This window comes from Neobittarella massiliensis (ex Bilen et al. 2018) (assembly GCF_900289145.1).
Classification (GTDB): domain Bacteria; phylum Bacillota; class Clostridia; order Oscillospirales; family Ruminococcaceae; genus Neobittarella; species Neobittarella massiliensis.
Genome location: NZ_OKQO01000001.1, coordinates 63,163 through 87,486, shown reverse-complemented (window position 1 = coordinate 87,486; position 24,324 = coordinate 63,163). Strand labels below are relative to the sequence as shown.

General features: G+C 57.1%; 35 protein-coding genes. 3 read left to right on the top strand and 32 right to left on the bottom strand.

Features of this window, described 5'->3' with window-relative positions; translation table 11 throughout:
• Positions 1–23: 23 nt before the first annotated feature.
• The 23 genes from secY to acpP form a co-directional block, all read right to left on the bottom strand.
• Complete coding sequence (gene secY / locus C6Y32_RS00485) at positions 24–1,322, bottom strand: preprotein translocase subunit SecY (protein WP_105203203.1); 1,299 nt, start codon at positions 1,320–1,322, stop codon at positions 24–26.
• A gap of 1 nt (position 1,323) precedes the next feature.
• Complete coding sequence (rplO, locus tag C6Y32_RS00480) at positions 1,324–1,767, bottom strand: 50S ribosomal protein L15 (protein ID WP_105203202.1); 444 nt, start codon at positions 1,765–1,767, stop codon at positions 1,324–1,326.
• Between the two features lie 21 nt (positions 1,768–1,788).
• Entirely contained in the window at positions 1,789–1,968 is a 180-nt protein-coding gene (gene rpmD / locus C6Y32_RS00475; RefSeq protein WP_105203201.1) for a 50S ribosomal protein L30, read from the bottom strand.
• Positions 1,969–1,981: 13 nt separating this feature from the next.
• Positions 1,982–2,482 (bottom strand): 30S ribosomal protein S5, encoded by a 501-nt coding sequence (gene rpsE / locus C6Y32_RS00470; RefSeq protein ID WP_105203200.1) that lies wholly within the window; start codon positions 2,480–2,482, stop codon positions 1,982–1,984.
• Positions 2,483–2,498: 16 nt separating this feature from the next.
• The gene (gene rplR / locus C6Y32_RS00465; protein ID WP_105203199.1) at positions 2,499–2,858 is read right to left on the bottom strand and encodes a 50S ribosomal protein L18; all 360 of its coding nucleotides are present in this window, start codon (positions 2,856–2,858) and stop codon (positions 2,499–2,501) included.
• A gap of 18 nt (positions 2,859–2,876) precedes the next feature.
• The gene (gene rplF, locus C6Y32_RS00460) at positions 2,877–3,419 is read right to left on the bottom strand and encodes a 50S ribosomal protein L6 (RefSeq protein WP_105203198.1); all 543 of its coding nucleotides are present in this window, start codon (positions 3,417–3,419) and stop codon (positions 2,877–2,879) included.
• Between the two features lie 18 nt (positions 3,420–3,437).
• The gene (gene rpsH, locus C6Y32_RS00455; RefSeq protein ID WP_105203197.1) at positions 3,438–3,836 is read right to left on the bottom strand and encodes a 30S ribosomal protein S8; all 399 of its coding nucleotides are present in this window, start codon (positions 3,834–3,836) and stop codon (positions 3,438–3,440) included.
• Positions 3,837–3,860: 24 nt separating this feature from the next.
• The gene (locus C6Y32_RS00450) at positions 3,861–4,046 is read right to left on the bottom strand and encodes a type Z 30S ribosomal protein S14 (protein ID WP_105203196.1); all 186 of its coding nucleotides are present in this window, start codon (positions 4,044–4,046) and stop codon (positions 3,861–3,863) included.
• Positions 4,047–4,058: 12 nt separating this feature from the next.
• The gene (rplE, locus tag C6Y32_RS00445) at positions 4,059–4,598 is read right to left on the bottom strand and encodes a 50S ribosomal protein L5 (RefSeq protein ID WP_105203195.1); all 540 of its coding nucleotides are present in this window, start codon (positions 4,596–4,598) and stop codon (positions 4,059–4,061) included.
• 16 nt (positions 4,599–4,614) lie between these two features.
• Positions 4,615–4,938, bottom strand: a complete 324-nt coding sequence (gene rplX, locus C6Y32_RS00440) for a 50S ribosomal protein L24 (protein ID WP_105203194.1) — start codon at positions 4,936–4,938, stop codon at positions 4,615–4,617.
• A gap of 12 nt (positions 4,939–4,950) precedes the next feature.
• The gene (gene rplN, locus C6Y32_RS00435) at positions 4,951–5,319 is read right to left on the bottom strand and encodes a 50S ribosomal protein L14 (RefSeq protein WP_105203193.1); all 369 of its coding nucleotides are present in this window, start codon (positions 5,317–5,319) and stop codon (positions 4,951–4,953) included.
• A gap of 30 nt (positions 5,320–5,349) precedes the next feature.
• Positions 5,350–5,607, bottom strand: a complete 258-nt coding sequence (gene rpsQ, locus C6Y32_RS00430; RefSeq protein ID WP_105203192.1) for a 30S ribosomal protein S17 — start codon at positions 5,605–5,607, stop codon at positions 5,350–5,352.
• A gap of 18 nt (positions 5,608–5,625) precedes the next feature.
• On the bottom strand, positions 5,626–5,832 hold the full coding sequence (rpmC, locus tag C6Y32_RS00425) for a 50S ribosomal protein L29 (protein WP_105203191.1): 207 nt from the start codon (positions 5,830–5,832) through the stop codon (positions 5,626–5,628).
• On the bottom strand, positions 5,832–6,257 hold the full coding sequence (rplP, locus tag C6Y32_RS00420; RefSeq protein ID WP_105203190.1) for a 50S ribosomal protein L16: 426 nt from the start codon (positions 6,255–6,257) through the stop codon (positions 5,832–5,834). Before rplP ends, rpmC begins: the two co-directional genes overlap by 1 nt.
• Positions 6,257–6,931, bottom strand: a complete 675-nt coding sequence (rpsC, locus tag C6Y32_RS00415) for a 30S ribosomal protein S3 (RefSeq protein WP_105203189.1) — start codon at positions 6,929–6,931, stop codon at positions 6,257–6,259. Before rpsC ends, rplP begins: the two co-directional genes overlap by 1 nt.
• A 20-nt stretch (positions 6,932–6,951) precedes the next feature.
• Positions 6,952–7,287 carry a 50S ribosomal protein L22 gene (gene rplV, locus C6Y32_RS00410; protein ID WP_105203188.1) on the bottom strand — a complete coding sequence of 112 codons (336 nt, stop codon included), beginning with the start codon at positions 7,285–7,287 and terminating at the stop codon, positions 6,952–6,954.
• A gap of 20 nt (positions 7,288–7,307) precedes the next feature.
• A complete protein-coding gene (rpsS, locus tag C6Y32_RS00405) occupies positions 7,308–7,586 on the bottom strand; it encodes a 30S ribosomal protein S19 (protein WP_105203187.1) in 279 nt (92 codons plus the stop codon).
• Positions 7,587–7,612: 26 nt separating this feature from the next.
• The gene (gene rplB, locus C6Y32_RS00400) at positions 7,613–8,446 is read right to left on the bottom strand and encodes a 50S ribosomal protein L2 (RefSeq protein WP_105203186.1); all 834 of its coding nucleotides are present in this window, start codon (positions 8,444–8,446) and stop codon (positions 7,613–7,615) included.
• 100 nt (positions 8,447–8,546) lie between these two features.
• Positions 8,547–8,840: a 50S ribosomal protein L23 gene (rplW, locus tag C6Y32_RS00395; protein ID WP_105203185.1), complete on the bottom strand. Its 294-nt coding sequence runs from the start codon at positions 8,838–8,840 to the stop codon at positions 8,547–8,549.
• Positions 8,840–9,463, bottom strand: a complete 624-nt coding sequence (rplD, locus tag C6Y32_RS00390; RefSeq protein ID WP_105203184.1) for a 50S ribosomal protein L4 — start codon at positions 9,461–9,463, stop codon at positions 8,840–8,842. Before rplD ends, rplW begins: the two co-directional genes overlap by 1 nt.
• An 18-nt stretch (positions 9,464–9,481) precedes the next feature.
• A complete protein-coding gene (rplC, locus tag C6Y32_RS00385) occupies positions 9,482–10,114 on the bottom strand; it encodes a 50S ribosomal protein L3 (RefSeq protein ID WP_105203183.1) in 633 nt (210 codons plus the stop codon).
• Positions 10,115–10,187: 73 nt separating this feature from the next.
• A complete protein-coding gene (rpsJ, locus tag C6Y32_RS00380; RefSeq protein WP_105203182.1) occupies positions 10,188–10,499 on the bottom strand; it encodes a 30S ribosomal protein S10 in 312 nt (103 codons plus the stop codon).
• 689 nt (positions 10,500–11,188) lie between these two features.
• The gene (gene acpP, locus C6Y32_RS00375) at positions 11,189–11,416 is read right to left on the bottom strand and encodes an acyl carrier protein (protein ID WP_105203181.1); all 228 of its coding nucleotides are present in this window, start codon (positions 11,414–11,416) and stop codon (positions 11,189–11,191) included.
• A gap of 325 nt (positions 11,417–11,741) precedes the next feature.
• Between acpP and C6Y32_RS00370 the strand changes: the two genes are divergently transcribed.
• On the top strand, positions 11,742–12,566 hold the full coding sequence (locus C6Y32_RS00370) for a shikimate dehydrogenase family protein (protein ID WP_164998051.1): 825 nt from the start codon (positions 11,742–11,744) through the stop codon (positions 12,564–12,566).
• Positions 12,559–13,065, top strand: a complete 507-nt coding sequence (locus tag C6Y32_RS00365) for a shikimate kinase (RefSeq protein WP_164998050.1) — start codon at positions 12,559–12,561, stop codon at positions 13,063–13,065. The genes C6Y32_RS00370 and C6Y32_RS00365 overlap by 8 nt, the downstream gene beginning before the upstream one ends.
• A gap of 147 nt (positions 13,066–13,212) precedes the next feature.
• Here C6Y32_RS00365 and C6Y32_RS00360 read toward each other — a convergent pair whose 3' ends face one another.
• The 8 genes from C6Y32_RS00360 to polA all read right to left on the bottom strand — a co-directional run bounded on the left by C6Y32_RS00360 (position 13,213) and on the right by polA (position 22,054).
• Entirely contained in the window at positions 13,213–14,187 is a 975-nt protein-coding gene (locus tag C6Y32_RS00360; RefSeq protein ID WP_105203178.1) for a nucleoside hydrolase, read from the bottom strand.
• A 20-nt stretch (positions 14,188–14,207) separates the two neighbouring features.
• Positions 14,208–15,140, bottom strand: coding sequence for a nucleoside hydrolase (locus C6Y32_RS00355; protein ID WP_105203642.1), 933 nt, complete (start codon positions 15,138–15,140; stop codon positions 14,208–14,210).
• A 126-nt stretch (positions 15,141–15,266) separates the two neighbouring features.
• Positions 15,267–16,223 carry a nucleoside hydrolase gene (locus tag C6Y32_RS00350; protein WP_105203177.1) on the bottom strand — a complete coding sequence of 319 codons (957 nt, stop codon included), beginning with the start codon at positions 16,221–16,223 and terminating at the stop codon, positions 15,267–15,269.
• A gap of 13 nt (positions 16,224–16,236) precedes the next feature.
• Complete coding sequence (locus tag C6Y32_RS00345) at positions 16,237–17,169, bottom strand: nucleoside hydrolase (protein WP_164998049.1); 933 nt, start codon at positions 17,167–17,169, stop codon at positions 16,237–16,239.
• Positions 17,170–17,548: 379 nt separating this feature from the next.
• Entirely contained in the window at positions 17,549–18,556 is a 1,008-nt protein-coding gene (gene tsaD, locus C6Y32_RS00340; protein ID WP_105203175.1) for a tRNA (adenosine(37)-N6)-threonylcarbamoyltransferase complex transferase subunit TsaD, read from the bottom strand.
• Between the two features lie 11 nt (positions 18,557–18,567).
• On the bottom strand, positions 18,568–19,071 hold the full coding sequence (gene rimI, locus C6Y32_RS00335) for a ribosomal protein S18-alanine N-acetyltransferase (protein WP_105203174.1): 504 nt from the start codon (positions 19,069–19,071) through the stop codon (positions 18,568–18,570).
• Complete coding sequence (locus C6Y32_RS00330; protein ID WP_105203173.1) at positions 19,062–19,490, bottom strand: low molecular weight protein arginine phosphatase; 429 nt, start codon at positions 19,488–19,490, stop codon at positions 19,062–19,064. The genes rimI and C6Y32_RS00330 overlap by 10 nt, the downstream gene beginning before the upstream one ends.
• A gap of 41 nt (positions 19,491–19,531) precedes the next feature.
• Entirely contained in the window at positions 19,532–22,054 is a 2,523-nt protein-coding gene (gene polA / locus C6Y32_RS00325; protein WP_105203172.1) for a DNA polymerase I, read from the bottom strand.
• Positions 22,055–22,276: 222 nt separating this feature from the next.
• Here polA and dusB point away from each other — a divergent pair, with 222 nt between their 5' ends.
• Positions 22,277–23,239: a tRNA dihydrouridine synthase DusB gene (gene dusB, locus C6Y32_RS00320; RefSeq protein WP_105203171.1), complete on the top strand. Its 963-nt coding sequence runs from the start codon at positions 22,277–22,279 to the stop codon at positions 23,237–23,239.
• Positions 23,240–23,618: 379 nt separating this feature from the next.
• Here the strand turns inward: dusB and yfbR are convergent, their stop codons facing one another.
• Positions 23,619–24,206, bottom strand: coding sequence for a 5'-deoxynucleotidase (yfbR, locus tag C6Y32_RS00315; RefSeq protein WP_243562417.1), 588 nt, complete (start codon positions 24,204–24,206; stop codon positions 23,619–23,621).
• Positions 24,207–24,324 lie beyond the last annotated feature (118 nt).

Here is a 24,324-nt window from a genome sequence, read left to right as displayed (position 1 = left end):
ACCTCCTCACACGCACACGCCATCTACTCAAGGAAACCCTTGTGGTGGCGCATCATCATCTGTGCTTCCAGTGTTCTCACAGTCTCTAAGGCAACACCTACCACGATGAGGATGGAAGTACCACCCAAGGCGATGTTCACCCCCGATATAGCAGTCAGGCCAATAGGCATTACCGCCACGATACCGAGGAAGATGGCCCCGATAAAGGTGACCTTAGAGAGGATCCTGGTAATGAAGTCAACGGTAGGCTTACCGGCGCGGATGCCGGGGATGGTACCGTTGTTCTTTCTGAGGTTGTTGGCGATCTCTAAGGGATTATACTGTACGGCGGTGTAGAAGTAGTTGAATGCCATGATCAGCATAAAGTAGATGATCGCGTAAGCCAGGGAGTTATAGTCAAACAGTGCCAAAAAGCTCGCCCAGAAACCCTTGGTGGCGTTTTTGAAGAACAGCGCCTTGATGGTGCCCGGGATCGAGATGATCGAGCTGGCAAAGATGATAGGCATAACACCGGTCATGTTCACCTTGATGGGAATATGGGAGCTCTGACCGCCGTACATCTTGCGGCCGACCACACGCTTGGCGTACTGGACCGGCACACGGCGCTCGGCGTTGGTCATCAAGACCACGAAGCCGATCACCACTACTGCCAACACCAGAATGATGGGCAGGTAGATGTAGTACTTGTACTCGCCCTCAGCAGCCAGCTGGAAGTAAGCCACGGCTTTGCTGATGACGGTGCTCCCGCGGGAGACGATGCCGGCAAAGATGATCAGCGAGATACCGTTGCCGATACCTTTTTTGTCGATCTGTTCACCCAGCCACACGATCAACATAGCGCCAGCAGTAAAGGTGGCGACGATGATGATGGCCGAGAAGATGCCGGAAAAGCCCTTGGTATAGGTCAGAGCATTTTGGTTTTTAAGCAGGAAGTAGTAGGCGATGGCCAGCGCTACGGCCAGACCTAGCGCCACGTACCGGGTGATGCGGTTGAGTTTGCGCCTGCCCTCTTCGCCCTCTTTGGCCAGCCGCTCCAGCGGAGGGATGGCGATAGTCAAGAGGTTGATGATGATGGAGGCGTTGATATAGGGGGTGATGGAGAGCGCGAAGACAGTGGACTTGGCGAAGGCGCCACCAGTGAGCATATCCAGATAGCCCAGCAGGTTGCCGGAGCCCTCCACCATGCTCTTGAGTGCGCCAGGAGAAACGCCAAAGACCGGCAGGGCTACGCCCACCCGAAAGACCACGAGGATCATCAGCGTGTAGAGAATCTTCTTCCTCAACTCGGTGATCTTCCACGCGTTTCTAAAGGTCTCTAGCACCTTACATCACCTCAGCTTTCCCGCCTGCCTTTTCGATCTTTTCTTTTGCAGCAGCCGAGAATTTTGCGGCTTTCACTGTCAGTTTTTTGCTCAGCTCGCCATTGGCCAGCACTTTTACGCCGTCCAGCTCTTTTTTGATCAGGCCACAGGCGATGAGCGCCTTGGCGTCGATCTCAGCACCGTCTTCAAAACGGGCTTCCAAGTCGCCCACGTTTACGTAAGCGTACTGGGTGGCGAAAATGTTCTTGAAGCCTCTTTTGGGCAGACGTCTCTGCAGGGGCATCTGGCCGCCCTCAAAGCCGGGTCGCACGCCGCCGCCCGAACGGGCGTTCTGGCCTTTGTGGCCCTTGCCGGCGGTCTTGCCGTTGCCGGAACCTGCGCCTCTGCCTTTGCGGTATGCCTCTTTCTTAGAGCCCGGGGCCGGAGAGAGTTCATGCAGTTTCATGTTGCGTTGCACCTCCTTAAATTAAGCTTCGGTAACCTCGATGAGGTGAGAGATTTTTGCGATCTTGCCTTTGGTGGCAGCATTATCCGGTTGGATGGTCACGTCGCCGATCTTGCGCAGTCCCAGAGAACGAGCAGTGGCGATCTGGTCATCTTTTCTGCCGGAGAAGCTCTTAACCAGTTTAATTCTAAAATCAGCCATCAGCCGATCCTCCTTAACCCAAGATTTCCTTCGGTGTCTTGCCGCGAACGGCGGCGACCTGCTGTGCGTCTCTCAGGCTCATCAGGCCGTTGACGGTGGCAGTCACCACATTGCAGGGGTTGTTAGAACGCAGGCACTTGGTGCGGATGTCTTTGATACCGGCAGCCTCTACGACTGCACGGACGGCACCGCCGGCGATAACACCGGTACCGCGGCCAGCGGGTTTGAGCAGTACGCGGCCTGCGCCAAACTCACCGATGACCTCGTGCGGGATGGTGGTGCCGTACAGCGAGACCTTCACCATGTTCTTCTTAGCGACTTCGATACCTTTGCGGATAGCTTCCGGTACCTCAGCTGCCTTGCCGATCCCGTAACCGACAGAGCCCTTGCCGTCGCCCACGACGATCAGCGCCGAGAACTTCATGACACGGCCGCCCTTAACGGTTTTGGATACGCGGTTTATAGAGACAACTCTCTCCTGCAGGTCCAGAGTTGTAGCGTCGATTCTAGCCAAAAGTATACCCCCTCACTTAAAATTTCAGGCCGCTCTCGCGAGCACCTTCGGCCAACTCTTTGACCCGGCCGTGGTAGATGTATCCACCTCTGTCGAACACGACATCGGTGATGCCTTTCTCAGCGGCCCGTTTGGCGATGGTCTCGCCGACCTTGCGGGCGCCTTCTTTGTTGCTACCATTGCCCTCAAAGTCCTTGTCCATGGAAGAGGCAGCGGCTAATGTAACGCCGTTTACGTCATCGATGATCTGTGCATAGATGTGTCTGGCGGAGCGAAACACATCCAGGCGCGGACACTCGGGGGTGCCGCTGATCTTAGCGCGCACTCTGCGATGTCTTTTAAGCCTCGCTTTGTTGCTGTCTGGCTTATTCACCATTGTCTGTCACTCCTTTGCTTATTTGCCTTTACCAGCTTTGCCCTCTTTGCGGATGATCACTTCGTCTACGTACTTGATACCCTTACCTTTGTACGGCTCGGGGGGCCGTTTCTCACGGACCTCAGCAGCAAACTGGCCGACTTTCTGTTTGTCGGGACCGGAAATGACGATCTTGTTGGGGGCCGGTATATCTATTTTGATGCCCTCGATCTCCTCGATGATGACCGGGTGGGAGTAACCCAAGCTCAGGTTGGCGGCACTTCCCTGTTTGGCAGCGCGATAACCTACGCCGTTGATCTCCAGCTCTTTCTTGAAGCCCTCGGTGACGCCGACGATCATGTTGGCGATCAGAGTGCGGGTCAAGCCGTGCAGAGATCTGTGCTCTTTTTTGTCGGAGGGGCGGGTGACGGTGATCACGTTTCCCTCCATGGAGATGGCCATGTCACTATGGAATGTATTCTCCAAAGAGCCATTGGGGCCCTTGACCGACACATGCTGGCCGTCGATCTTGACTTCCACGCCTGCCGGTACTTCGATTGGTTTTCTACCTATACGAGACATTGTCTACACCTCCTACCATTACCATACGAATGCCAGCACTTCGCCGCCAACATTCTCTTTGCGGGCCTGTTTATCGGTCATTATGCCCTTAGAAGTGGACACGATGGCGATACCCATGCCGCCGATGACTTTGGGCATTTCCTCACAGCTGGCGTAGATGCGCAGACCGGGTTTGGAAACTCTTCTCAGGCCGGTGATGACCGGAGTTTTGCCCTCGCCGTATTTCAGGGTCATGTGGATGGTACCCTGCTTGTTGTCTTCTATGACCGTGAATTTCTTCACGTAACCCTCATCGACCAAGATCTGGCTGATAGCCTTCTTGATATTGGATGCGGGGATGTCTACCGTATCGTGTTTTGCAGAGCTCGCGTTGCGGATGCGAGTCAAAAGATCTGCAATAGCGTCGGTGATTTGCATACCGTTGACCTCCTTTGCTGTAATTTACCAGCTAGACTTCTTCACGCCGGGAATTTGCCCTTTGTAGGCCAGCTCCCGGAAGCAGATACGGCAAATTCCAAATTTGCGAAGAACGGAATGAGGTCTGCCGCAGATCTTGCATCTGTTGTACTCTCTGGTGGAGTACTTCTGCTCTCTTTGCTGTTTGATTTTCATCGAAGTTTTAGCCAAAACTGTTCCCCCTTACTTCGCGTACGGAGCGCCCAGCAGAGTAAGCAACTCTCTGGCCTCTTCGTCGGTCTTTGCAGTGGTGACAAAGTTGATATCCATGCCGCGGATCGCGTCGATCTTGTCGTAATCGATCTCGGGGAAGATCAACTGCTCTTTGATGCCCAGCGAGTAGTTGCCGTGGCCGTCGAAAGAGTTGGCGTTGATGCCTCTGAAGTCACGCACGCGGGGCAGTGCTACATTGAAGAAGCGGTCTACGAACTCGTACATCTTCTCGCCCCGCAGGGTCACCTTGCAGCCAATGCTCATACCCTCACGCAGCTTGAAGTTCGCAACGGATTTTTTTGCCTTGCAGACGATCGGTCTCTGTCCGGTGATTTTGGACAGGTCCCCAATGATGGCGTCGATGACCTTCGGGTTGTCGCGGGCCTCGCCACAACCGACGTTGATCACAACTTTCTCAAGTTTGGGGATCTGCATGACGCTCTGGTAGCCGAACTTGTTCATCAGAGCAGGCGCTACCTCTTTGACATAGAGATCTTTCATTCTTGCCATGTCTGTTCCTCCTTACTTAGAAAGTTTCACCGCAGCCCTCGTGCTTGCAAACACGAACTTTGCTGCCGTCTTCCAGGATCTTGTGGCCCAGTCTGGTGGCTTTGCCACATTTGGGGCATACCAGCATCACTTTGCTGGCGTACAGGGGAGCCTCGGCTTTCACCAGGCCGCCCACCTCGCCCATCTGGCGGGGTTTCACGTGTTTGGTCACCATGTTGCAGCCTTCCACGATCACTTTGCCCTCTTTGGGAGAGACCTCCAGGACTTTGCCCTGTTTGCCTTTGTCTTTACCGGAAATGATCACTACGGTATCGCCGGTTTTTACATGTACTTTGTTCACAGCCATACCTCCTTATAATACTTCCGGTGCCAGGCTCAAGATCTTCAGGTAGCTCTTCTCGCGCAGCTCGCGAGCAACTGGCCCAAAGATACGGGTGCCCCTGGGGTTTTTATCTTCTTTGATGATGACAGCGGCGTTCTCGTCGAAACGGATATAGGTACCGTCCTCGCGGCGCACGCCCTTAGAAGAGCGAACGATAACAGCCTTGACTACATCACCTTTTTTAACGACGCCGCCGGGAGCAGCCTTCTTGACCGAAGCCACTACTACGTCGCCGATGTTGGCGTACCTCCTGCGCGAGCCGCCCAACACGCGAATGCACATCAGTTCTTTTGCACCGGTGTTGTCAGCTACCTTGAGGTAGGTTTGCATCTGTATCACAGAGCGTTCCTCCTTTCGGGTCTAAAAAGCTTATTTCGCTTTCTCTATGACGTTCACCAGTCTCCATCTCTTGTCTTTAGACAAGGGGCGGGTCTCCATGATCTCAACGGTATCGCCGATGTTGCACTCGTTGTTCTCGTCATGGGCCTTCAGCTTACTGGTGCGTTTGATAATCTTCTTATAAAGCGGGTGCTTGACGTTGTCGGCGATAGCCACGACGATGGTCTTGTCCATCTTGTTGCTGACGACTTTGCCAACCCTGGTTTTTCTAAGGTTTCTCTCGCTCACAGCCGGGTCCTCCCTTTCTTACTGTTTCACGCTGCCGGCGATCTCGGACTCGCGGATGACAGTCATCACACGGGCGATATCGCGCTTTACAGCTTTGATCCGCATGGGATTTTCAAGCTGATTGATAGCGTGCTGGAAGCGCAGGTTGAAAAGTTCAGCTTTGAGGTCTATCAGCTTGGCGCTCAGTTCTTCCGCCGTGAGTTCGCGAATCTCTAAAGCCTTCATTAGTTTTCACCCTCCAATTCTTCCTTTTTTACAAACTTGCACTTGATAGGCAGTTTGTGGGCAGCCAGACGCATGGCCTCACGGGCCACCGACTCGCTCACGCCCGCGATCTCGAACAGAACGCGGCCGGGTTTTACGACAGCCACCCAGTACTCGGGAGAACCTTTACCGGAGCCCATGCGGGTCTCAGCGGGTTTCTCAGTGATGGGCTTGTCGGGGAAAATCTTGATCCAGACCTGGCCACCACGCTTGGTGTAACGGGTCATGGCGATACGGGCAGCCTCGATCTGATTGGAAGTGATCCAGGCCGGCTCCAGGGCAACCAGGCCGTACTCGCCGTAGGTCACCTTATTGCCGCGGGTAGCTTTACCGGTCATGCGACCTCTGTGGACGCGGCGGTATTTTACACGTTTTGGCAAAAGCATTACCTGTTGCCTCCTTCCCTCCGGGGTCTTCTGGCGGGTGCAGCCTCGTGCAGCACTTCGCCTCTGTACAGCCATACTTTTACGCCGATCTTGCCATAGGTGGTGTTGGCCTCGGCAAAGCCGTAATCGATGTCAGCGCGCAGGGTCTGCAGGGGAATGGTCCCCTCGTGGTACTGCTCGGTGCGGGCAATATCCGCACCGCCCAGACGGCCGGAGACCTGGGTCTTGATACCTTTGGCACCCAGTCTCATGGCACGGCCCATAGCCATCTTCATGGCGCGGCGGAAAGAAATACGCCGCTCCAGCTGGCTGGCAATGCTCTCGGCTACCAGCTGCGCGTTCACGTCAGGCTGTTTGACCTCGATGATGTTGATGTTCACCGGCTTGCCGATGAGCTTCTCGATATTCTTTCTCAGCTTCTCGATCTCGCTGCCGCCTTTGCCGATGACCATGCCCGGCTTCGCGCAGTGGATGTGGATGCGCACTTTGTTGGCGTTTCTCTCGATCTCGATGCGGGGAACCCCAGCGCCGTAAATCTCTTTTTTGATGAACTTACGGAGCTTGTAGTCTTCTACAAGGATATCGCCGAAAGCGTTATCCTTAGCAAACCAACGGGAGTCCCAGTCTTTGATAATGCCCACTCTAAGGCCGTGGGGATTTACTTTCTGGCCCATAGTTTACCTCCTCTTTCAGCTTATTCCTTTTCCTTCAGGACCATGGTTACGTGCGATGTCCGTTTCAGGACGCGGAATGCTCTTCCCTGAGCTCTCGGGCGGATCCGCTTCATGATCGGGCCCGGGCAGACAAAGCACTCTGCGACATACAGGTTGTCTTTGTCCATGTTGTGGTTGTTCTCAGCATTGGCCATGGCCGACTTCAGGAGCTTCTGGAGGGGCTCGCTAGCAGCCTTGGGAGTAGCCTTGAGTATCGCCATCGCCTTGGCAGCCGGCTGGTTTCTGATCAGATCCAAAACGATCTGTACCTTTCTGGGCGCAATGCGCAGATGGCGCAGGTAAGCTTTCGCTTCCATTGTTTTTCCTCCTTTCGACCCTAACCTCTGTTGGATGTTTTAGAACCGGCATGGCCCTTGAAGGTTCTGGTGGGTGCGAACTCACCCAGTTTGTGACCTACCATGTCCTCGGTGACGTATACAGGCACGTGTTTGCGGCCGTCATATACTGCAAACGTATGGCCTACGAAATCTGGGAAGATAGTGGAGGATCTGCTCCAGGTTTTTAAGACTTTCTTTTCGCCAGCCTCGTTCATTGCCTCTACTCTCTTCAGCAAAACCGGCTGTACGAAGGGGCCTTTCTTTATGCTTCTGCCCATATTCTAATTGCCTCCTTTCAAAACCGCTATTTGCTGCCAGCGCGTTTGACGATGAACTTGTCCGAACGGTTGTGTTTTTTGCGGGTCTTGTAGCCCAGAGCAGGTTTGCCCCAAGGGGTGACAGGACCGCTGCGGCCGATGGGGCTCTTGCCCTCGCCGCCGCCGTGGGGATGGTCGACCGGGTTCATGACCGAGCCGCGCACAGTGGGTCTGAAGCCCAGGTGGCGTTTTCTGCCGGCTTTACCCAGATTTACATTCTCGTGATCGATGTTCGAGACCTGGCCGACGGTGGCCATGCAGCCGATGGGCACGTTGCGCAGCTCACCGGACGGCAGACGGATCAGGGCGTACTTGCCCTCTTTGGCCATCAGCTGGGCCACGTTGCCAGCCGAGCGGACCAGCTGGGCGCCTTTGCCAGGATACAGCTCGATGTTGTGGATCATGGTGCCCTGCGGGATGTTCTGCATGGGCAGCGCGTTGCCGGGTTTGATATCAGCATCGGGGCCGCTCATCACCTTGTCGCCGACCTTTAGGCCGTTGGGGGCGATGATGTATCTCTTCTCGCCATCGGTATACTCTACCAGAGCGATGAAAGCCGAGCGGTTGGGATCGTACTCCAGAGTTTTAACGGTGGCCTCTACGCCGGCCTTATCTCTCTTGAAGTCGATGATGCGGTACTTTCTGCGGTTGCCGCCGCCGCGGTGGCGGACGGTGATGCGGCCGTAGCTGTTGCGGCCGGCACTCTTTTTCAGGGGCGCCAGCAGGCTCTTTTCCGGGCCGTTTTTAGACAGCTCAGCGTAGTCGGTGACGCTCATGCCACGACGGCCGGGGGTCGTCGGGTTATATTTCTTAATCGCCATTGGGTGTTCACTCTCCTATTGTTGGCTTTGCGGGGGCCGTGTGCACCCCCATACTTTGCCTCACCGCCGCAAACACAGGCGGTACTAGGCAGGGCAGGTTTTACATCATGCTCTCGAAGAACTCGATCCCCTTAGAATCCTCGGTCAGGGTGACGATGGCTTTCTTCCAGTCAGGAGTGTAACCGCTGGTACGGCCCATTCTCTTCTCATGACCTTTAACATTCATGGTGTTGACCTTCGCGACCTTTACGCCGAAGAGCTCTTCTACGGCTTTGCCGATCTCGATCTTACCTGCATCCTTGGCAACTTTGAAGGTGTACTTTTTCAGCTGCATACCTTCCATGCTGGCCTCGGTGATGATGGGCTTCAAGATGATGTCCTGTGCCATCTTCATTATGCATACACCTCCTCGAGTTTCGCCACGGCATCCGCTGCGATGATAAACTTGTCGCAGTTCAGGATGTCGTACACGTTCAGGGTGTTGACCAAAGAGGTCTTGACCCCGGGGATGTTGCCGGCGCTCTTGATGACTTTCTGGTCGGCCTCAGGCATGACGATCATTGCCTTTTTGCCGGCGCCCAGAGCACCCAGCATCTCGACGACCGCCTTGGTCTTGTAGCCGTCCAGTGCGATGTTGTCTACTACGATCAGCTCGCCTTCCAGCACTTTGGTCGACAGAGCCGATTTGAGGGCCAGTCTCTTGACCTTTTTATTGAGGGAGTAGCTGTAGTCGCGCGGTTTGGGGCCAAAGACGATGCCGCCGTGCGTCCACTGGGGCGCGCGGATGGAGCCCTGTCTGGCGTGGCCGGTACCCTTCTGTCTCCAGGGCTTGCGGCCGCCACCGCGAACTTCGGTGCGGGTCAGGGTCGAGTGGGTGCCCTGACGCTGGTTGGCCAGGTAGTTGACCACTGCCTCGTGCATCACGACCTGGTTGGGCTCGATGCCGAAGATCTCGTCGCTCAGTGCGATCTCAGATACCTCTTTGCCGGTCATGTCTAGTACTTTAACCTTAGGCATTTGCTTCTCCTCCTTCCGTTAAGCTTTCACGCTGTTGGTGATGGTGACTACGCCGCCTTTGGGGCCGGGCACCGCACCTTTGAGCGCGATGAGATTGTTCTCTACGTCGATCTTCACGATCTCCAGGTTCTGCACACTCACGCTCTCAGCGCCCATGTGACCGGGCAGCTTTTTGCCCTTGAACACGCGGGAGGGAGAGGAGGTGGAGCCGTTGGAGCCGGCGTGGCGGTGGACCGGGCCGGTACCGTGAGACTCTTTCAGGCGGTGGTTGCCGTAGCGCTTGATGGTGCCGGCATAGCCCTTACCTTTGCTAGTGCCGTGCACGTCTACGTGGTCGCCCACAGCAAAGGTGTCCGCCTTGATGATAGCGCCGACTTCCATTTCGGCTGCGCCTGCGAGCCGGAACTCTTTCAGGTGCTTTTTGGGCGCTACGTCGGCTTTGTCGAAGTGGCCTTTGGCGGGCTTGCTGGTGCTCTTCACACTGGCCTCGCCATAGCCCACCTGCACAGCGTCATAACCGTCGTTGTCGGCGGTCTTTTTCTGTACCACTACGCAGGGGCCGGCCTCCACGATGGTCACCGGGATGATCTTGCCCTCTTCGTCGAAAAGCTGGGTCATACCGAGCTTTTTGCCGATGATTGCTTTTTCCATGTTCTTTTCCTCCTTCGGTTATTGGTTGGCTCTCGCCAACATGACCTCTCTGCCCTGGGGATATCGGCCGAGCTTACAGCTTGATCTCGATGTCCACACCGGCGGGGAGCTGCAGGCTCATCAGGCTCTCTACGGTCTTGTTCGAGGGCCGCAGGATGTCGATGAGCCGCTTGTGCGTCCGTCTCTCAAACTGCTCGCGGCTGTCTTTGTATTTATGCACAGCGCGCAGGATGGTGACGACCTCTTTTTTGGTGGGCAGGGGGATGGGACCAGAGACCCGGGCGCCGGTGCGCTTAGCGGTCTCAATGATCTTCTCGGCCGATTTGTCTACCAAGTTGTGATCGTACCCTTTGAGTCTGATGCGGATTTTCTCTTTGACTGCCATTTAAATCGCCTCCTAAGACATTTGTTTTTTGGGGCGGTTCTTAAAAACTAAACACTGAGCCGGGTGTTTCAAATTGGCCCATAAAAAAACGAATAAACTCGACTACGCAAGTTTATCCGGGAAGGTCAGAAAGACCCGTTTTCGGCGGCAGAGCACAGAATTACCCCTGTACTACTACGTCGCCGTGTTCAGTATTTACTGTCGCCCGGTTTAAAATCGGACATACTCCACGGAAAAACCCATGCCAGGGGCATGGCAACCTCCCGCTTCATCGCATATCTGTGCAGTCACGCTCTATTATAATACACGATACTCGTCCTCATTGCAAGACTTTTTTCAGCTTTTTTGAAGATTTTTCAAGTCGATTTTCGTATAGATGCACAATCTTTAGCAGGTGATATTTTCCGCCATTTTTTAACAGAATACGGCCTGGATGTATCCCCCAGCCTACAGTCGCCCCTATATAAATAAGGAAGGAACTAGCCGCCTGTTAAGAGCAGACCTATTTTTAACTGGATCTGGGGGGGTGTTGCCAAGGACCGGCCTCCCCCTGCTGCGGTCGAATATCAGACAGGATAAAGCACTTTCAGCAAACAACTGATCAAAAATACTGGCACAAGTCTTGGCAGATATAGGACAGACAAAAGTGGGGCGCCAAACGGCGCCCCACTGGAAAACGAATTGCAAGCTTAGATGTTTGCCTCGATGTATTTGACGATGTCGCCCACCGCTTTGATGTTCTCTACTTCCTCATCGGGGATCTCGATGTCGAACTCCTCCTCCAGAGACATCACCAGGTCCACTACATCCAGAGAGTCGGCGCCCAGGTCGTCGATGATGTTCGACTCCATGGTAACGGTGTCTTCCTCAATGTCCAGCTGGTCGCACAGGATGGTCTTAACCTTCTCAAATACCATTTTTCGTTTCCTCCAGTATCCGAATTTTAATAAATTTTTTATGATGGTCAAAGGCCGGCCTAGCGATCCTTTGACTGCCTAAACAATATATACCCGTTTTACCCGCACCTGTCAATGCCTATTTCTATATTTTTCAAAAAATTCTTGTTTTCCACCGCCAGTGCTGTGGCTTTTGGCCGATCAAAGCGCTATCTATGGCATCGGGTCCAGCCGGCGGCGCTATTCGACAAGCTTTGTCGAGGTGTGCTATAATGGCCACAGTGTGGGGTGCCAAAAAGCTGCAGCCCCACTCATGCAAATCAGTATGCGCCGGAGGTCTGAGTCTATGCAACATTTTGGCCTTTTGGGAGAAAAACTCCCCCACTCACTGTCTCCCCAGATACACAGCCGTCTGTTTGCCCTATCTGGCGTACAGGATGCCGATTATCAGCTGATCGAGATACCCCGAGATGCCTTTGATGACCGCATCGATAAGCTGCTCCAGCAGTACGATGGGCTCAACGCCACCATTCCCTATAAGCGGATGATCTTACCGCACCTGCGCCAGATATCGCCGGTCGCCAGCCGTTACGGTGCCGTCAACACCATTGACTGCCGAACACTGGCCGGCCACAACACCGATGTGGTGGGCTTTTTGCAGTCGATAGCTGCACTGGGCAGCGACCTTAAGGGAGATATTTTGCTGCTGGGCGCTGGGGGGGCTGGGCGGATGATGGCCCTAGAGGCAGCCGACAGCTGCAACAGCCTGACTGTAGCAGTGCGCGACCCCGCCAGCGACAATGCCCGGGCACTGGCCGATGATCTGGCAGCCACCGGCGCCCGCTGGCAGATGGTATCTTTTGGCGAGATCGACGGCCAGTTTTCGCTTCTGCTTAACGCCACCCCGGTGGGGATGTACCCGCACTCTGAGGGTTGCCCGGTATCTGAGCAGGTCATTTCCCGCTGTGGGGCTGTTTTCGATTGTATCTACAACCCGCGTCAAACACTGCTGTTGCGCCGTGCCCAGGCGATGGGCATTCAGGCGCTGGGCGGTATGCACATGTTGGTGCTGCAGGCGGCAGCGGCCCAGCACATCTGGCTGGGAACTGATTTTGACCCCGCTGCGCTGGCTGCTATAACGGCAGAGATGGAGGATGGGCTACATGGTTGACGGTATCGCCCTGATCGGCTTTATGGGCTGCGGCAAATCTACGGTGGGCAAAGAGCTTGCCCGGCGTTTAAATTATCACTTTATAGACCTGGACACAGCTATCGAGCACGGGGAGCAGATGCATATCCCGCAGATATTTGCCCAGTTTTCAGAGCAGTACTTTCGCGATTTGGAACACCAATACCTGACAGAGCAGAGACCTCACCGAGTGGTGCTCTCCTGCGGGGGGGGGCTGCCCATCTTTGCGCGTAACGCCCAGCTGCTGCAAGAGAACTGGTGTACCGTGTTTTTAGACTGTTCTTTTGAGGCCTGCTATCGCCGCATCTGTCATTCCACTCGGCCGCTGGTGCAAAATAGCACCCCCGACCAGCTGCGCGCACTGTACGACAGCCGCCGTCCGCTATACGAAAACTGCTGCAGCCTGCAGATAGCGGCTGACTCCTCACCTTTTGCTGTGGCCGGAGACATCGTCAAGCAGCTGCGCCTGCACCGCCATTAAAAAGTGATGCCTGTGTTACCTCCCCCGATATCGAGGGCGTATCCGCTACATGCAAAAAACATATCAAAGAGCCGCCCGGCATCGATCGCCGAGCGGCTCTTCCGTTGTTCTTTATATGCAGGTCTTTATGTTTTGGTGTCGATACCGCTATTTTCCCTCGTAAAATTCAAACATCTGATGGTACAGCTCGGTAATGCGGTCGGTGTCTACCTTTAGTGCCACCTCGCAGTTAAATGGCTTGCGGGTGGTCATATTCCAGTCGACCATGGTCCAGCCATAGGTCAGGGGTCCGGTGGTCTCGACCATCACATAGTATTTTTGGCACTGCAGCAGGTCCTCGTCGATCATACCGGCCATAGTTACCGCATCGGGCAGACCGGGCACGTAGTTCTCTACGTCTTTGGGCGGCTTGATGCCCCGGTGCTGGCGGTACAGTTCGGTCTGAGTGGGGTCAAAGGCCATCATCTCGCGCAGCTTTGAGATCACCAGCCCCGGCTTTTGCAGTCCCTGGTGCCACACCTGCTTATCACATTGGCCCTGTCGAGTGCAGTCGAGCCCCACCATGCGCAGTTCTACACCGCTATTAAATACAATATCAGCTGCCAATACATCTTCCCAAATGTTGAACTCGCCGTAGGGAGAGTGGTTGCCGGTAGTGGTGGAGCCGCCCATGATATGCAGTTTTTTGATGAGACGCACCACCTCGGGGTACTTTCTGAACAGAATAGCGATGTTGGTCAGCGGGCCGATGGCCGCCACCTCCAGCTGGCCGGGAAACTTGCAGGCCTCGTCGTAAATGATATCCCAGGCCGGGCGCTCGTCAAAGGGGCGATCGGATTCGGGCAGTTCCACCCCGCCGATACCGTCGACGCCGTGGATGTAATCGGCGGTGTCGATCTCGTGCATCAGCGGCTTTTGGGCGCCTCTGCCGATGGGACAGTCGAGGCCGATCATGGCGGCGGTATTCTTGGCGTTGCGGGCGGTATATTGGGGCAGTACATTGCCGCCCAGAGTAGTAATGGCGCGAATGTCGAACTGACCGCAGCTATTGGCCAGCAGGATGGCGACGAAATCGTCGATACCCGGGTCGCAATCTATAATAAGTGGTCTTTTCTCCAGCATGTTCTCGTTCCTTTCCGGCCTCAGCCCAGTTTTACCAGCGCGTCGCACAGCTTATCGATAAAGTCGTTGCGGTCCAGATCAAAAGCCACATCCACATTGGGCTGTTTGCCGGGAACCGAGTCGACCATGTCGGTAACAGTGCAGCCGCGGGTGTACTCACCGAAAATGTCGACCTCCACATAGTACTTATGAGTCTCTACCTTTTCGGGGTACAGCAGCGCGTAGATAGCCACCGGATCGTGCAGGGCGTTCTCCATCATGCCCATGCGCTGAAAAGCCAGACAGTAGTAATCCATCAGCTCAGCGGCAAATCTGCCGGCTCGGGTACCCAGATCGCGAAAGCGCTGGATGTCCGACGGGTCGACAAAGGCGTGCTCAGTCACGTCCAGCCCGCACATGGTTATGGGCACGCCCGAGGAGAATACGATGCGCGCCGCCTCGGGGTCGTGCCAGATATTAAACTCAGCGGCCGGGGTGACGTTGCCGTGCAGTGCGCCGCCGCCCATCAGCGAGATGCGCTCGATCTTACCGATGAGCTCGGGGTAGGCGATCATGAAATCGGCAATGTTGGTCAGGGGGCCCAGCGGTGCCAGCAGCACCTTCTCGTCACTCTCACGCAGTGTTTTGGCAATAAACTCGATGGCCCGCATATCGCGCACCTTCGACGTGGCCGGCGGCAGTATGGGGCCCGCTAAGCCCGAGGCACCGTGGCACATGACCGCCGGCTTGTTATAGCCCCGCATCGGGGTAGCGGCGCCGGCATATACCGGGATATCGAGTTCCAGGTAATCCAGCGTTTTCAAAATATTGTCCACCGCTTTGGGCAGCGGGCAGTTGCCATTGACACAGGTGATGCCTTTGAGATCGAAACGGCCGCTGGCATAAGCCAGCATAATGGCCATTACGTCGTCATGCCCGGGATCACCGTCGATGATGAGTGGTCTTCTGTCCATTTTTTCCATCCTCTTCCTCTCTTCTCTCACTGCGCCCCGGCCCAGGGGCCGAGCATATATGTGTACAGCCAAAACACTGCCGCCCGGGTCGCCCGGGCGGCAGCCGGTCTGTGCGCATTTAAACAGTTACTTGCTGTAGTGGGCAAACATCTTCTGCATGACCGCCTTAAAGCCGGCGCGGTCTACCGACACCGCCACCTCGCAGTTGCGCGAATGTCCACTGCGGTTTTGCCAGTCGATAATGGTGCGCCCACGGCTGGGACCCTCGGCTGTTTCTACACAGACGTACCGCCGCTCAAATTTGGCAATAGAGGGGTCTACTACGCAGGCTACCGTCATGCAGTCGCACAGCAGCGGCGACGGGTCATCGGATCGGGCGGTAATGCGGTCCATGATCCCCTCCCCGCGCTCGGTCTTGTGGCGCAATATCTCACGGGTGATCTCGCTGATGTGATTTTTTTCGGCGAACAGGTCTTCCCAGTCGCTGCTGGTGAGCTTGGCCCGAAAAATGGTCTCGAGCCCCACCATGGCCATGGGGATATCTGACCGAAAGACGATATCGGAAGCCAGCGGGTCGGCCCACACATTGTACTCGCCGTAGGCGCAGGAATTGCCGTACACCCGGCTTCCGCCCATGATGGTTATCTTTTTGATGTAGCGGGGCGCATCGGGGTACTTGGTGAGCAGTATTCCCAGGTTGGTCAGCGGGCCCATGGCGATGATCTCTAATTCGCCGGCAGCCTTAACTGCCTCGTCGTAGATCACATCCCAGGCGTGGCGGCCATCCTCTGCCTGGGGCGAGCGCTCCAGCACCACCGTGCCCAGGCCGGTAGCCCCGTGGGCGCCAACCGATATCTTGGGCTCTACCATCATGGGGCGCGCCGCGCCGCGGGCCACGATGGTATCTAGTCCCACCACGTGACACAGATCCAGTGCATTGCGGGTGGTGAGATCGATATCCACATTGCCCGCCACCGAGGTGATCGCCCGAATGTCGAAGGCGTCGCAGGAGGCAGCCAGAAAGATGGCTACTGCGTCGTCGATGCCGGGGTCGCAGTCGATGATAAACGGTCTTTTATCCATAACGTTCCCCTCCTCAGCCCAAATTGGCGATGCAGTGCTTAAACATCTGCACGAATTTGTCACGGTCACCGTCGAATACGACCTCTGCCTTTACCGAGTCGTCGCCCATATCGCGGCTGATGGCAAACACCTGAGTACACCCGCGCGACAGGCCGCTGCCGGCATCTACCTCCACGTGCAGGCTGCGGGTATAAAACATCTCGGGGTCCAGCAGCCAGCAGACCGCCACCGCGTCGTGGGGGATGACATTGTGCACCCCGCCTTCGCCGTGGTACATCTTATAGTAGTCAAACAGCTCGGCGGCCAGGCGGCCGACACGGCCCAGCGCACGGATCTCCTCCACCTCCGGCTCGGTGATATACAGCCGGTGGGTCACGTCCAGCCCGCACATGGTGATGGGCACCCCTGAGGCAAAGACGATGCGCGCCGCCTCGGGGTCGTGCCAGATATTGAATTCTGCAACCGGGGTGACATTCCCCCCCTCGGCACTGCCGCCCATGATACAGATGCGCTTGATGTCGCCTTTGAGTTCGGGGTAGGCCAGCAGCAGGGTGGCGATATTGGTCAGCGGGCCCACTGCCACGATGGTCAGCTCACCGCCGGCTTCTCTGATCTGCTGGGCCAAAAAATCGATGGCGTTTACTTTGGCCAGCTGCTTTTTGGGCAGTGGCAGATGGGGGCCCTCCATTCCGCTGGCACCGTGCACCGATACCGCCGGGTGGCACTCCTGCGCCAGCGGCTTGGGACAACCGGCCACTACCGGTATATCCAGCCCCAAAAACTCGGTCAATTTCAGTGCGTTTTGACTCACCTTGTCGAGCAGATTGTTGCCCGGCACACAGGTGATGCCCCGCAGATCGAACCGCTCGCTGCCCACAGCCATGAACAGGGCCACCGCGTCGTCGTGGCCGGGGTCACAGTCAAAGACGATCGGCATCTTTTGCATACTGTTTACCTCCGTTTCGCACACTGCATCTGGCATGGTGTATGCGCCCGACCGGCAGTGCACGGCGGCGCGCCACTTTTAAAGGTACAGCGCCAGCAGGGCGCCGTCCCATGGATATGCGGCACTTTTATTTCCTATCAATTTGATTATACTGTCTGCCCCAGCACCGGCACAAGCAGCAAAACTTCTTTTCAGCGTTTGCACGGTTTGCAGAGTACAAATTTGTATCTTTTGGCAATAAAAAAGCCCTTATTGGGCTCTTATCTGTTCTTGCAATCGCTTGCATAATTTTCAGCAACGTATAATACTAATTGTAATATTTTATTTGTATATAACAAGATCCCGGACCTTTCTAGCAAGTCCAGGATCTCTGTTCTATTCAGGTGACATCGATCGGCAAACTGGCGCAAGCATTTTGTGCCAAGCTGGCGGTGTTGCCGGCACAGTACTCATAGTATCCCTGGGCGCCGATCATGGCTCCGTTGTCGCCGCACAGTGCCAGCGGCGGCAGGTACAGCGCGTAGCCCAACTCGCCGCAGCGGCGCTCCAACTGGCCCCGCAGGCCCGAGTTGGCACTTACCCCGCCGGCCACAGCGATGGTGCGGTAACCGAGATCGCGGGCAGCCAGCAGCAGCTTGTCGCACAATATAGTGGCCACCTTATTTTGAAAGCTGGCGCACAGGTCCTCTACCGGCAGCTGTTGCCCCTTTTGCGTGGCGTTGTGTACCAGGTTGATGACTGCCGTTTTGAGGCCAGAAAAGCTGAAGTCGTACGGGGTATCGAGCCGGGGCGTGGGAAAGGCGAAAGCCGTGGGGTCGCCGCTCTGAGCGGCGCGGTCGAGCTGCACCCCGCCGGGATAGGAAAAGCCCATGGTACGGGCGGCCTTATCAAATGCTTCGCCAGCGGCATCATCCCGGGTGCGGCCAACGACCCGAAAACTGGTGTAATCGAGCACCTCGATAATGTGGCTGTGCCCGCCGGAGGCCACCAGGCATAAAAAAGGTGGCTTTAGGTCGGGGTGAGCTATGTAGTTGGCGGCGATGTGGCCGCGCAGGTGGTGTACCGGCACCAGCGGGATGCCGCTCGCGTAAGAGAGGCCCTTGGCAAAATTGAGCCCTACCAGCAGGCAGCCGATGAGCCCCGGCGCATAGGTCACGCCGATGGCATCGATATCGCCGAGACCGGCTCCGGCTTCGGACAACGCCTGCTCGTAGATCTGGCTGATGGCCTCAGCGTGGCGGCGGGAGGCGATCTCGGGCACCACGCCGCCGTACAGCCGGTGCTCCTCGATCTGCGAGGCGACGATATTCGCGTGCACAATGCGCCCGTCCTCCACTACCGCGCAGGCAGTTTCGTCGCAGGACGACTCTATTCCCAATACCAGCATGCAGTATCCCCCTATATCTCTATCTCGCCGCCTACAGCGGTTCGCTCGCTCCTGTCTTGTGTGGGCCGCGGCGGCTGCCACAACATCACCAGCGCGTCGTCGATCGGGGCGCGGTAAAAGCCCCGGCGGCGCCCGACCGGAATAAACCCCTGATCCCGGTACAGCGCGATAGCTGCCCGGTTTTGAGCGCGCACCTCCAGCCCCATAGCGGTACAGTCACGGCGCAGCGCCTCTTTTTGTGCTGCCTGCAGTAAGGCCCGGCCCACGCCCCGGCGGCGGGCCGCGGGGCTCACCGCCAGGCTGAGCAGCTCGCCGTCACCGCATACCACTCGGCACAAAATATGCCCCACTACCGTACCGCCACCAGCACAAGCGACCAAAAACAGCTGTTGTTGATCGCACAGAGCATTCGCCAGCTGCTGTTTACTCCAGGCCTCAGCCGGCAGCGCCGCACACTCGATAGCGGCGACCTCCCCCAGCTGCTCGGCCACTGCCGGGGCTATTGTCACTGACATCGGCCAGTCCGCAGCTGCTGTAGGGCAGCAGCGATCTCGTCGCGGCAGCGGCGATAGGTGTCTAAGTCGCCGCCAAATGGGTCGCTGATACCTGCCGGTGCGCCCAACACGTGTATTTTCTGGCGGGTGGCCGCGTCCACCATCTGCCCCAGCAGCTGGGCGTGCTGAGGGGTCATCACGCAGATGGCGTCGGCCTCCTCGACCATGTACAGCGAGAGCGGCCGGGCCCTGAACCCGCTGGCATCGATGCCCCGCTCAGCCAACACCTGGCGGGCCCCCTCACTGATGGGATCGCCGGCAAAAGCCGAGAGACCGGCACTCTGGCAGCTGTCGCCCGGGTCGGCGTACAGCTGCTCATACAGCAGCTGGGCCATAGGGCTGCGGCAGGTGTTTCCGGTACACACAAACAGAATCTTCATGGTCTCCTCTTCTCAAAAACTTCCGGGGCGCAAACTGTCACTCACCCCTTGGCAATATACCAATTTTTTCCCACATGGGCGTCTACCACCAGCGGCACCTGCAGATCAGCAGCGCCCTGCATCTCCTGGGCTACCAGCGCGGCTACCTGGTTGGCTATATCCTCTCTGGCCTCGACGATGAGCTCGTCGTGCACCTGCAAAATGAGCTTGGCGTCGAGTTTTTCACGAGCCAGACGGTCATATACCCGGCACATAGCGATCTTGATGATATCGGCGGCGGTGCCCTGGATGGGGCTGTTCATGGCCATGCGTTTGCCCAGTGCCTGTATGATCCGGTTTTTGCTCTGCAGTTCGGGCAGGTAGCGGCGGCGGCCAAACAGCGTGCTCACATAGCCGCACTCAGTGGCCTCGGCCACCGTCTTCTCCATAAAATCGTGTACTCCGTGGTAGGTGTTCAGATAGCCCTTGATATAGGAGTCGGCCTCGGGCACCGACACGTCGATATCCTGCGCCAGCGAGTAGGCACCGATACCGTACACGATGCCGAAGTTGACCGCCTTGGCCCGGCGGCGCATCTCGGGTGTCACAAAATCTAGCGGCATGCCGAACACCTGCGAGGCGGTGGTGGTGTGGATATCCATCCCCTCGGTAAAGGCCTCGATCATCTTTTCGTCGCTGGCCATGTGGGCCAGCACCCGCAGCTCGATCTGGGAGTAGTCGGCGTCGACCAGCGTATACCCCTCTTTGGCCACAAAGAACTTGCGCAACTCACTGCCCAGGGCGGTACGCACCGGGATATTTTGCATGTTGGGTTCGGTGGAGGAGATGCGGCCGGTGCGGGTCTCGGTCTGTTTAAAATTGGTATGGATGCGCCCGTCGTCGGCCACCACCTTGAGCAGGCCGTCGACGTAGGTGGATTTCAGCTTGGAGTAGCTGCGAAAATCCAGAATATCGCGCACCACCGGGTGCTTATCTACCAGACTGTTGAGCACGTCCACGTTGGTGGAGTAGCCGGTCTTGGTCTTTTTGCCGTGGGGCAGGCCCAAGTCTTCAAACAGCGCCACCCCCAGCTGTTTGGGGCTGTTGATGTTGAATTCGCGGCCCACCACCTGCCAGATATTTTGCTGTACTTCACTTATGCGGGCGTCGAGCACCTGACCGTAGGCGGCGGTGCTGGCGGTATCGATCTCAAAGCCCTCTTTTTCCATATCGGCCAGCACCGCCGCCAGTGGCAGCTCGATCTCGTCCATCAGCTGCCGCTGACCCAGTTCTTCCAGCCGCTGGGCCAACTTGTTGCAAAGCGGCTGAAAACCGGCGATGAGCTGGGCGCCGGGCAGGTCCTCCGGCAGCGCCATGACCGGCTGTATCTCGTACTCGCCCAACAGGTTCTGCGGATCGTAGCTGCTGGCGGTTGGATTGAGCAGATAGGCGGCCAGCATACAGTCGAACTGCACGCCCGCCAAATCGCCGCACAGGTGATACAGCGCCTTGCTGTCAAACACCCGCTTGGGGACCGACTGGTCGGCCAGCACCGGACCCAGTTGGTCCACATCCTGACAGAGCTGCACCTGTCGGCCCCATATAGCCGCCCACCGGTCCTCTACCGGCACCAAGTAGAGGGGCTCGTCCGCCTGCTGTAGCGTTTCTACCACCTCGCCGGCGGGCAGCACCGGCGCTTCTGTGTCCGCTGCCGCCGGGGCCGCGCCGGGGACCAGCCCCAACTTGGCGATAAAGGTCTGCATCTCCAGTTTGGAAAAGGTGTGAAACAGCCAATCCTCATCGACCACCTCCACCCGGTAGTGGGATAGTTCGGGATCGATATCCACCTCGGTACAGATCTCGGCCAGCTCCCGCGACAGGTAGGCGATATCGCGGTCTTTTTGCAATTTGGCGCGCACGCCGGGCTTGATGGCCTTATCTTCCAAGTGCTCGTACACCCCATCCAGGCTGCCGAACTGGCCGATGAGGGTCAGTGCCGTTTTTTCACCGATACCGGCTACGCCGGGTATATTGTCGGAGCTGTCGCCCATGAGGGCCTTGACATCGATGAGCTGGCGGGGCTCGACGCCGTATTTTTGACGGATATCGTCGGGGGTGACGATATCGGACTTGTTGGTGGCCGACATGCGCACGAAAACGTGGTCGGTGATGAGCTGATAGGAGTCGCGGTCGCCAGTGGCCAGCACGCAGTCGGCCCCCTGCTGCTGGCACAGCCGGCCAAAGGTGCCCAGGATATCGTCGGCCTCGTAGTCCTCGCGCTCCAGCAGCGTATAGCCCATTTTCTGCAGGATCTCTTTGAGTACCGGCAGCTGGGCAGCCAGCTCTTCAGGCATGCCTTTGCGGGTCCCCTTATAGCCGTCGTACCGCCGGTGGCGAAAAGTGGGCGCCGGCAGGTCGAAGGCGATAGCCACCCCATCGGGTTGCTGTTCCTCCTGGATCTTAAACAGGATGTTTAAAAAGCCGTATATGGCGTTGGTGTAGGTGCCGTCTTTGGTGGTGAGCAGCTTGATACCGTAAAAGGCGCGGTTGAGAATGCTGTTGCCGTCGATGCAGACATATTTCATAGGTCGTTGTTACCTCACTGTATGGAAATGGTCTTTGCCGCCGGGCCAGGGCCATCCTCCTGTACGCGCCGGCAGGTCTGCCGCGGCAAAAAGAGCCGAGAGCAGAAATGCACATATATGTTTTAGTATAGCACAAAATCGCCTGTGTTTGTAAAAAGCGCGGCATTTTGTTAAAATGAGATACGCAAAACAAATCGCAGACCGATGAGAGAGGACTACAACATGCAGATAGCAGACAAAATGATACCCGGGCACACCGTTTTAGCCCCTATGGCCGGGGTGGGCGACAGCGCCTTTCGCGCGCTGTGCCGCTCGTACGGGTGCTCGCTGGTGGTCAGCGAGATGATCAGCGCCAAAGCCCTGACTTTGGGGGACAAAAAGAGCCGTGATCTGCTGTTTCGGCGAGATATCGAGCGTCCCTTCTCCATCCAGCTATTCGGCGACGACCCGGCGATCATGGCCGCGGCAGCGGAGATGGTCATGGACTACGGCCCCGACTTTATCGATATCAATATGGGCTGCCCGGCCCCCAAGATCACCCAAAACGGCTGTGGCAGCCGGCTGATGCTGCGCCCCGAGCGGGCCTTTGCGGTGGTGGCGGCAGTGGTGGCGGCGGTGGACGTGCCGGTGACGGTAAAGATGCGCAAGGGATGGGACGAGAGTTCGGTCAACGCGGTGGAGATGGCCCTGGGCTGCCAACAGGCCGGGGCGGCGGCCATTACCGTGCACGGCAAGACCCGCGAGCAGATGTACGCCCCACAGGTAGACCTGGACATTATCCGCGCGGTAAAAGAGGCGGTGGCGGTACCGGTGATCGGCAACGGCGACATCGCCGCCCCCGAGGATGCCCGGCGGATGCTGGATGAGACCGGCTGCGACGCGGTGATGGTGGGGCGGGCGGCGCTGGGCCACCCCTGGCTGTTTGGACAGATAGAGTCGTACCTGCAGAGCGGCCGGTACGAGCCGGCACCGGCTATGCCCCAGCGCATGGAGGTGCTCCAGCGCCACGCGCGCATGTGTATAGAGGAAAAAGGCGAGCGCCGGGCCATGCTGCTGATGCGCACCCATGCCGCCTGGTATATAAAAGGGGTGCGCGGGGCGGCCAAGCTGCGGGCCATGACCGGCAGTTTATCTACCTTTGAGGACCTGGAGGCGCTGTGCGCCACGGTATGTGATGAATCGTGAGGCAAAATGATCCGAGCGGCAGCGGTGAAGGCTGGGCGGATCTTTAAGGTCATTTTTAACAGATAGAAAATGAGGCGGGCCGCGGGGCGGCCCGTTTTTCTGCGGTCAAAAAATTGTTAATAAACTGTAAAAACGGCCCTGTTTACAACTGTTGGTACCTTTTTAAGGGCCGGCTGGCCAAAACACTGCATACCGGCGCGTATCCGGGCTGACTGATAAAAAGTGGGTGGGAAATGTTCGTGGGTCAAAAGGGCTGAACGCAGGGGGATAGCAAGTAAACTATGCGGCGGCTATAAGGAGTTGTGCGCTCAATATTTGTGCCGTATACTTGAGCACATTTTGCACTTTAAGGCAGAAGCGGTGTAGTTGCTGGGTGAGATCACAGTTCCTGTAGGTCGTCGAGAGAGAGGTAGTAGCCGGGGAGGAACAGCTCGCAGAACAGGTCGACTTCGGGCAGATCCATCTGCCTGAGGGCCTGCAGCTGGGCGCGGCGGGCGCTCTCGAACTCGCTGCTGCCGCTCTTTTGCTCCTCGATACACTTACACAGCGCCGAGAGCTTGTCGGCGGCTTTGCACAGCGCCAGCACCTCCTGCTGGCCCCGGCCCAGCAGGTAGGGGGCAAAAGCCGGCTGCAGATCGGCGGGCAGCTGGGAGAGCAGCCGGGCGGCGGAGAGCTCCTCGAGCTGCTTGTAGGCGCTGCTGAGGGCGGGGTCGTGGTACTTGACGGGGGTGGGCAGGTCGCCGGTGAGCACCTCTGGCGCGTCGTGGTAGAGGGCGTAGAGCACCAGCTGGCCCAGGTCGACGCTGCCGCCAAAGCGGGTGTTACGCAGTACCCCCAGGCAGTGGGCGATGATGGCGGTATCGAGGGTGTGTTCGCTGAGATTTTCGGGGCGGCTATTTTTCATGAGCCCCCAGCGCTGGATGTAGCGCATGCGCCACAGCTGGCCGTAGAACGGAAAACTCTTCACGGTTTTTCCTCCCTTTTCTGGCTATCTTTCCAAATTACCGGCGGTCAGGTACCAAAATCTGCTGATTTTTTGTATAGTAGTAGGTATACACTGACTTTATGCGCAGACTGCCGGCGCC

Bases quoted from the DNA above. Each gene is read 5' to 3' on its own strand.
- C6Y32_RS00345 (WP_164998049.1), bottom strand. From the start codon at position 17,169: ATGCAAAAGATGCCGATCGTCTTTGACTGTGACCCCGGCCACGACGAC.
- rpmC (WP_105203191.1), bottom strand. From the start codon at position 5,832: ATGAAGGCTTTAGAGATTCGCGAACTCACGGCGGAAGAACTGAGCGCC.
- rplP (WP_105203190.1), bottom strand. From the start codon at position 6,257: ATGCTTTTGCCAAAACGTGTAAAATACCGCCGCGTCCACAGAGGTCGC.
- C6Y32_RS00360 (WP_105203178.1), bottom strand. From the start codon at position 14,187: ATGCTGGAGAAAAGACCACTTATTATAGATTGCGACCCGGGTATCGAC.
- rimI (WP_105203174.1), bottom strand. From the start codon at position 19,071: ATGTCAGTGACAATAGCCCCGGCAGTGGCCGAGCAGCTGGGGGAGGTC.
- C6Y32_RS00330 (WP_105203173.1), bottom strand. From the start codon at position 19,490: ATGAAGATTCTGTTTGTGTGTACCGGAAACACCTGCCGCAGCCCTATG.
- rplW (WP_105203185.1), bottom strand. From the start codon at position 8,840: ATGAAGATGGCACAGGACATCATCTTGAAGCCCATCATCACCGAGGCC.
- rplB (WP_105203186.1), bottom strand. From the start codon at position 8,446: ATGGCGATTAAGAAATATAACCCGACGACCCCCGGCCGTCGTGGCATG.
- C6Y32_RS00355 (WP_105203642.1), bottom strand. From the start codon at position 15,140: ATGGACAGAAGACCACTCATCATCGACGGTGATCCCGGGCATGACGAC.
- rplO (WP_105203202.1), bottom strand. From the start codon at position 1,767: ATGAAACTGCATGAACTCTCTCCGGCCCCGGGCTCTAAGAAAGAGGCA.
- rplC (WP_105203183.1), bottom strand. From the start codon at position 10,114: ATGGAAAAAGCAATCATCGGCAAAAAGCTCGGTATGACCCAGCTTTTC.
- rplF (WP_105203198.1), bottom strand. From the start codon at position 3,419: ATGTCTCGTATAGGTAGAAAACCAATCGAAGTACCGGCAGGCGTGGAA.
- C6Y32_RS00370 (WP_164998051.1), top strand. From the start codon at position 11,742: ATGCAACATTTTGGCCTTTTGGGAGAAAAACTCCCCCACTCACTGTCT.
- C6Y32_RS00350 (WP_105203177.1), bottom strand. From the start codon at position 16,223: ATGGATAAAAGACCGTTTATCATCGACTGCGACCCCGGCATCGACGAC.
- acpP (WP_105203181.1), bottom strand. From the start codon at position 11,416: ATGGTATTTGAGAAGGTTAAGACCATCCTGTGCGACCAGCTGGACATT.
- rpsH (WP_105203197.1), bottom strand. From the start codon at position 3,836: ATGCAAATCACCGACGCTATTGCAGATCTTTTGACTCGCATCCGCAAC.
- rpsC (WP_105203189.1), bottom strand. From the start codon at position 6,931: ATGGGCCAGAAAGTAAATCCCCACGGCCTTAGAGTGGGCATTATCAAA.
- rplD (WP_105203184.1), bottom strand. From the start codon at position 9,463: ATGCCTAAGGTTAAAGTACTAGACATGACCGGCAAAGAGGTATCTGAG.
- rplV (WP_105203188.1), bottom strand. From the start codon at position 7,287: ATGGAAGCGAAAGCTTACCTGCGCCATCTGCGCATTGCGCCCAGAAAG.
- rplE (WP_105203195.1), bottom strand. From the start codon at position 4,598: ATGGCAAGAATGAAAGATCTCTATGTCAAAGAGGTAGCGCCTGCTCTG.
- rpsS (WP_105203187.1), bottom strand. From the start codon at position 7,586: ATGGGCAGAAGCATAAAGAAAGGCCCCTTCGTACAGCCGGTTTTGCTG.
- rpmD (WP_105203201.1), bottom strand. From the start codon at position 1,968: ATGGCTGATTTTAGAATTAAACTGGTTAAGAGCTTCTCCGGCAGAAAA.
- polA (WP_105203172.1), bottom strand. From the start codon at position 22,054: ATGAAATATGTCTGCATCGACGGCAACAGCATTCTCAACCGCGCCTTT.
- rplR (WP_105203199.1), bottom strand. From the start codon at position 2,858: ATGGTGAATAAGCCAGACAGCAACAAAGCGAGGCTTAAAAGACATCGC.
- C6Y32_RS00365 (WP_164998050.1), top strand. From the start codon at position 12,559: ATGGTTGACGGTATCGCCCTGATCGGCTTTATGGGCTGCGGCAAATCT.
- tsaD (WP_105203175.1), bottom strand. From the start codon at position 18,556: ATGCTGGTATTGGGAATAGAGTCGTCCTGCGACGAAACTGCCTGCGCG.
- dusB (WP_105203171.1), top strand. From the start codon at position 22,277: ATGCAGATAGCAGACAAAATGATACCCGGGCACACCGTTTTAGCCCCT.
- rpsJ (WP_105203182.1), bottom strand. From the start codon at position 10,499: ATGGCAGTCAAAGAGAAAATCCGCATCAGACTCAAAGGGTACGATCAC.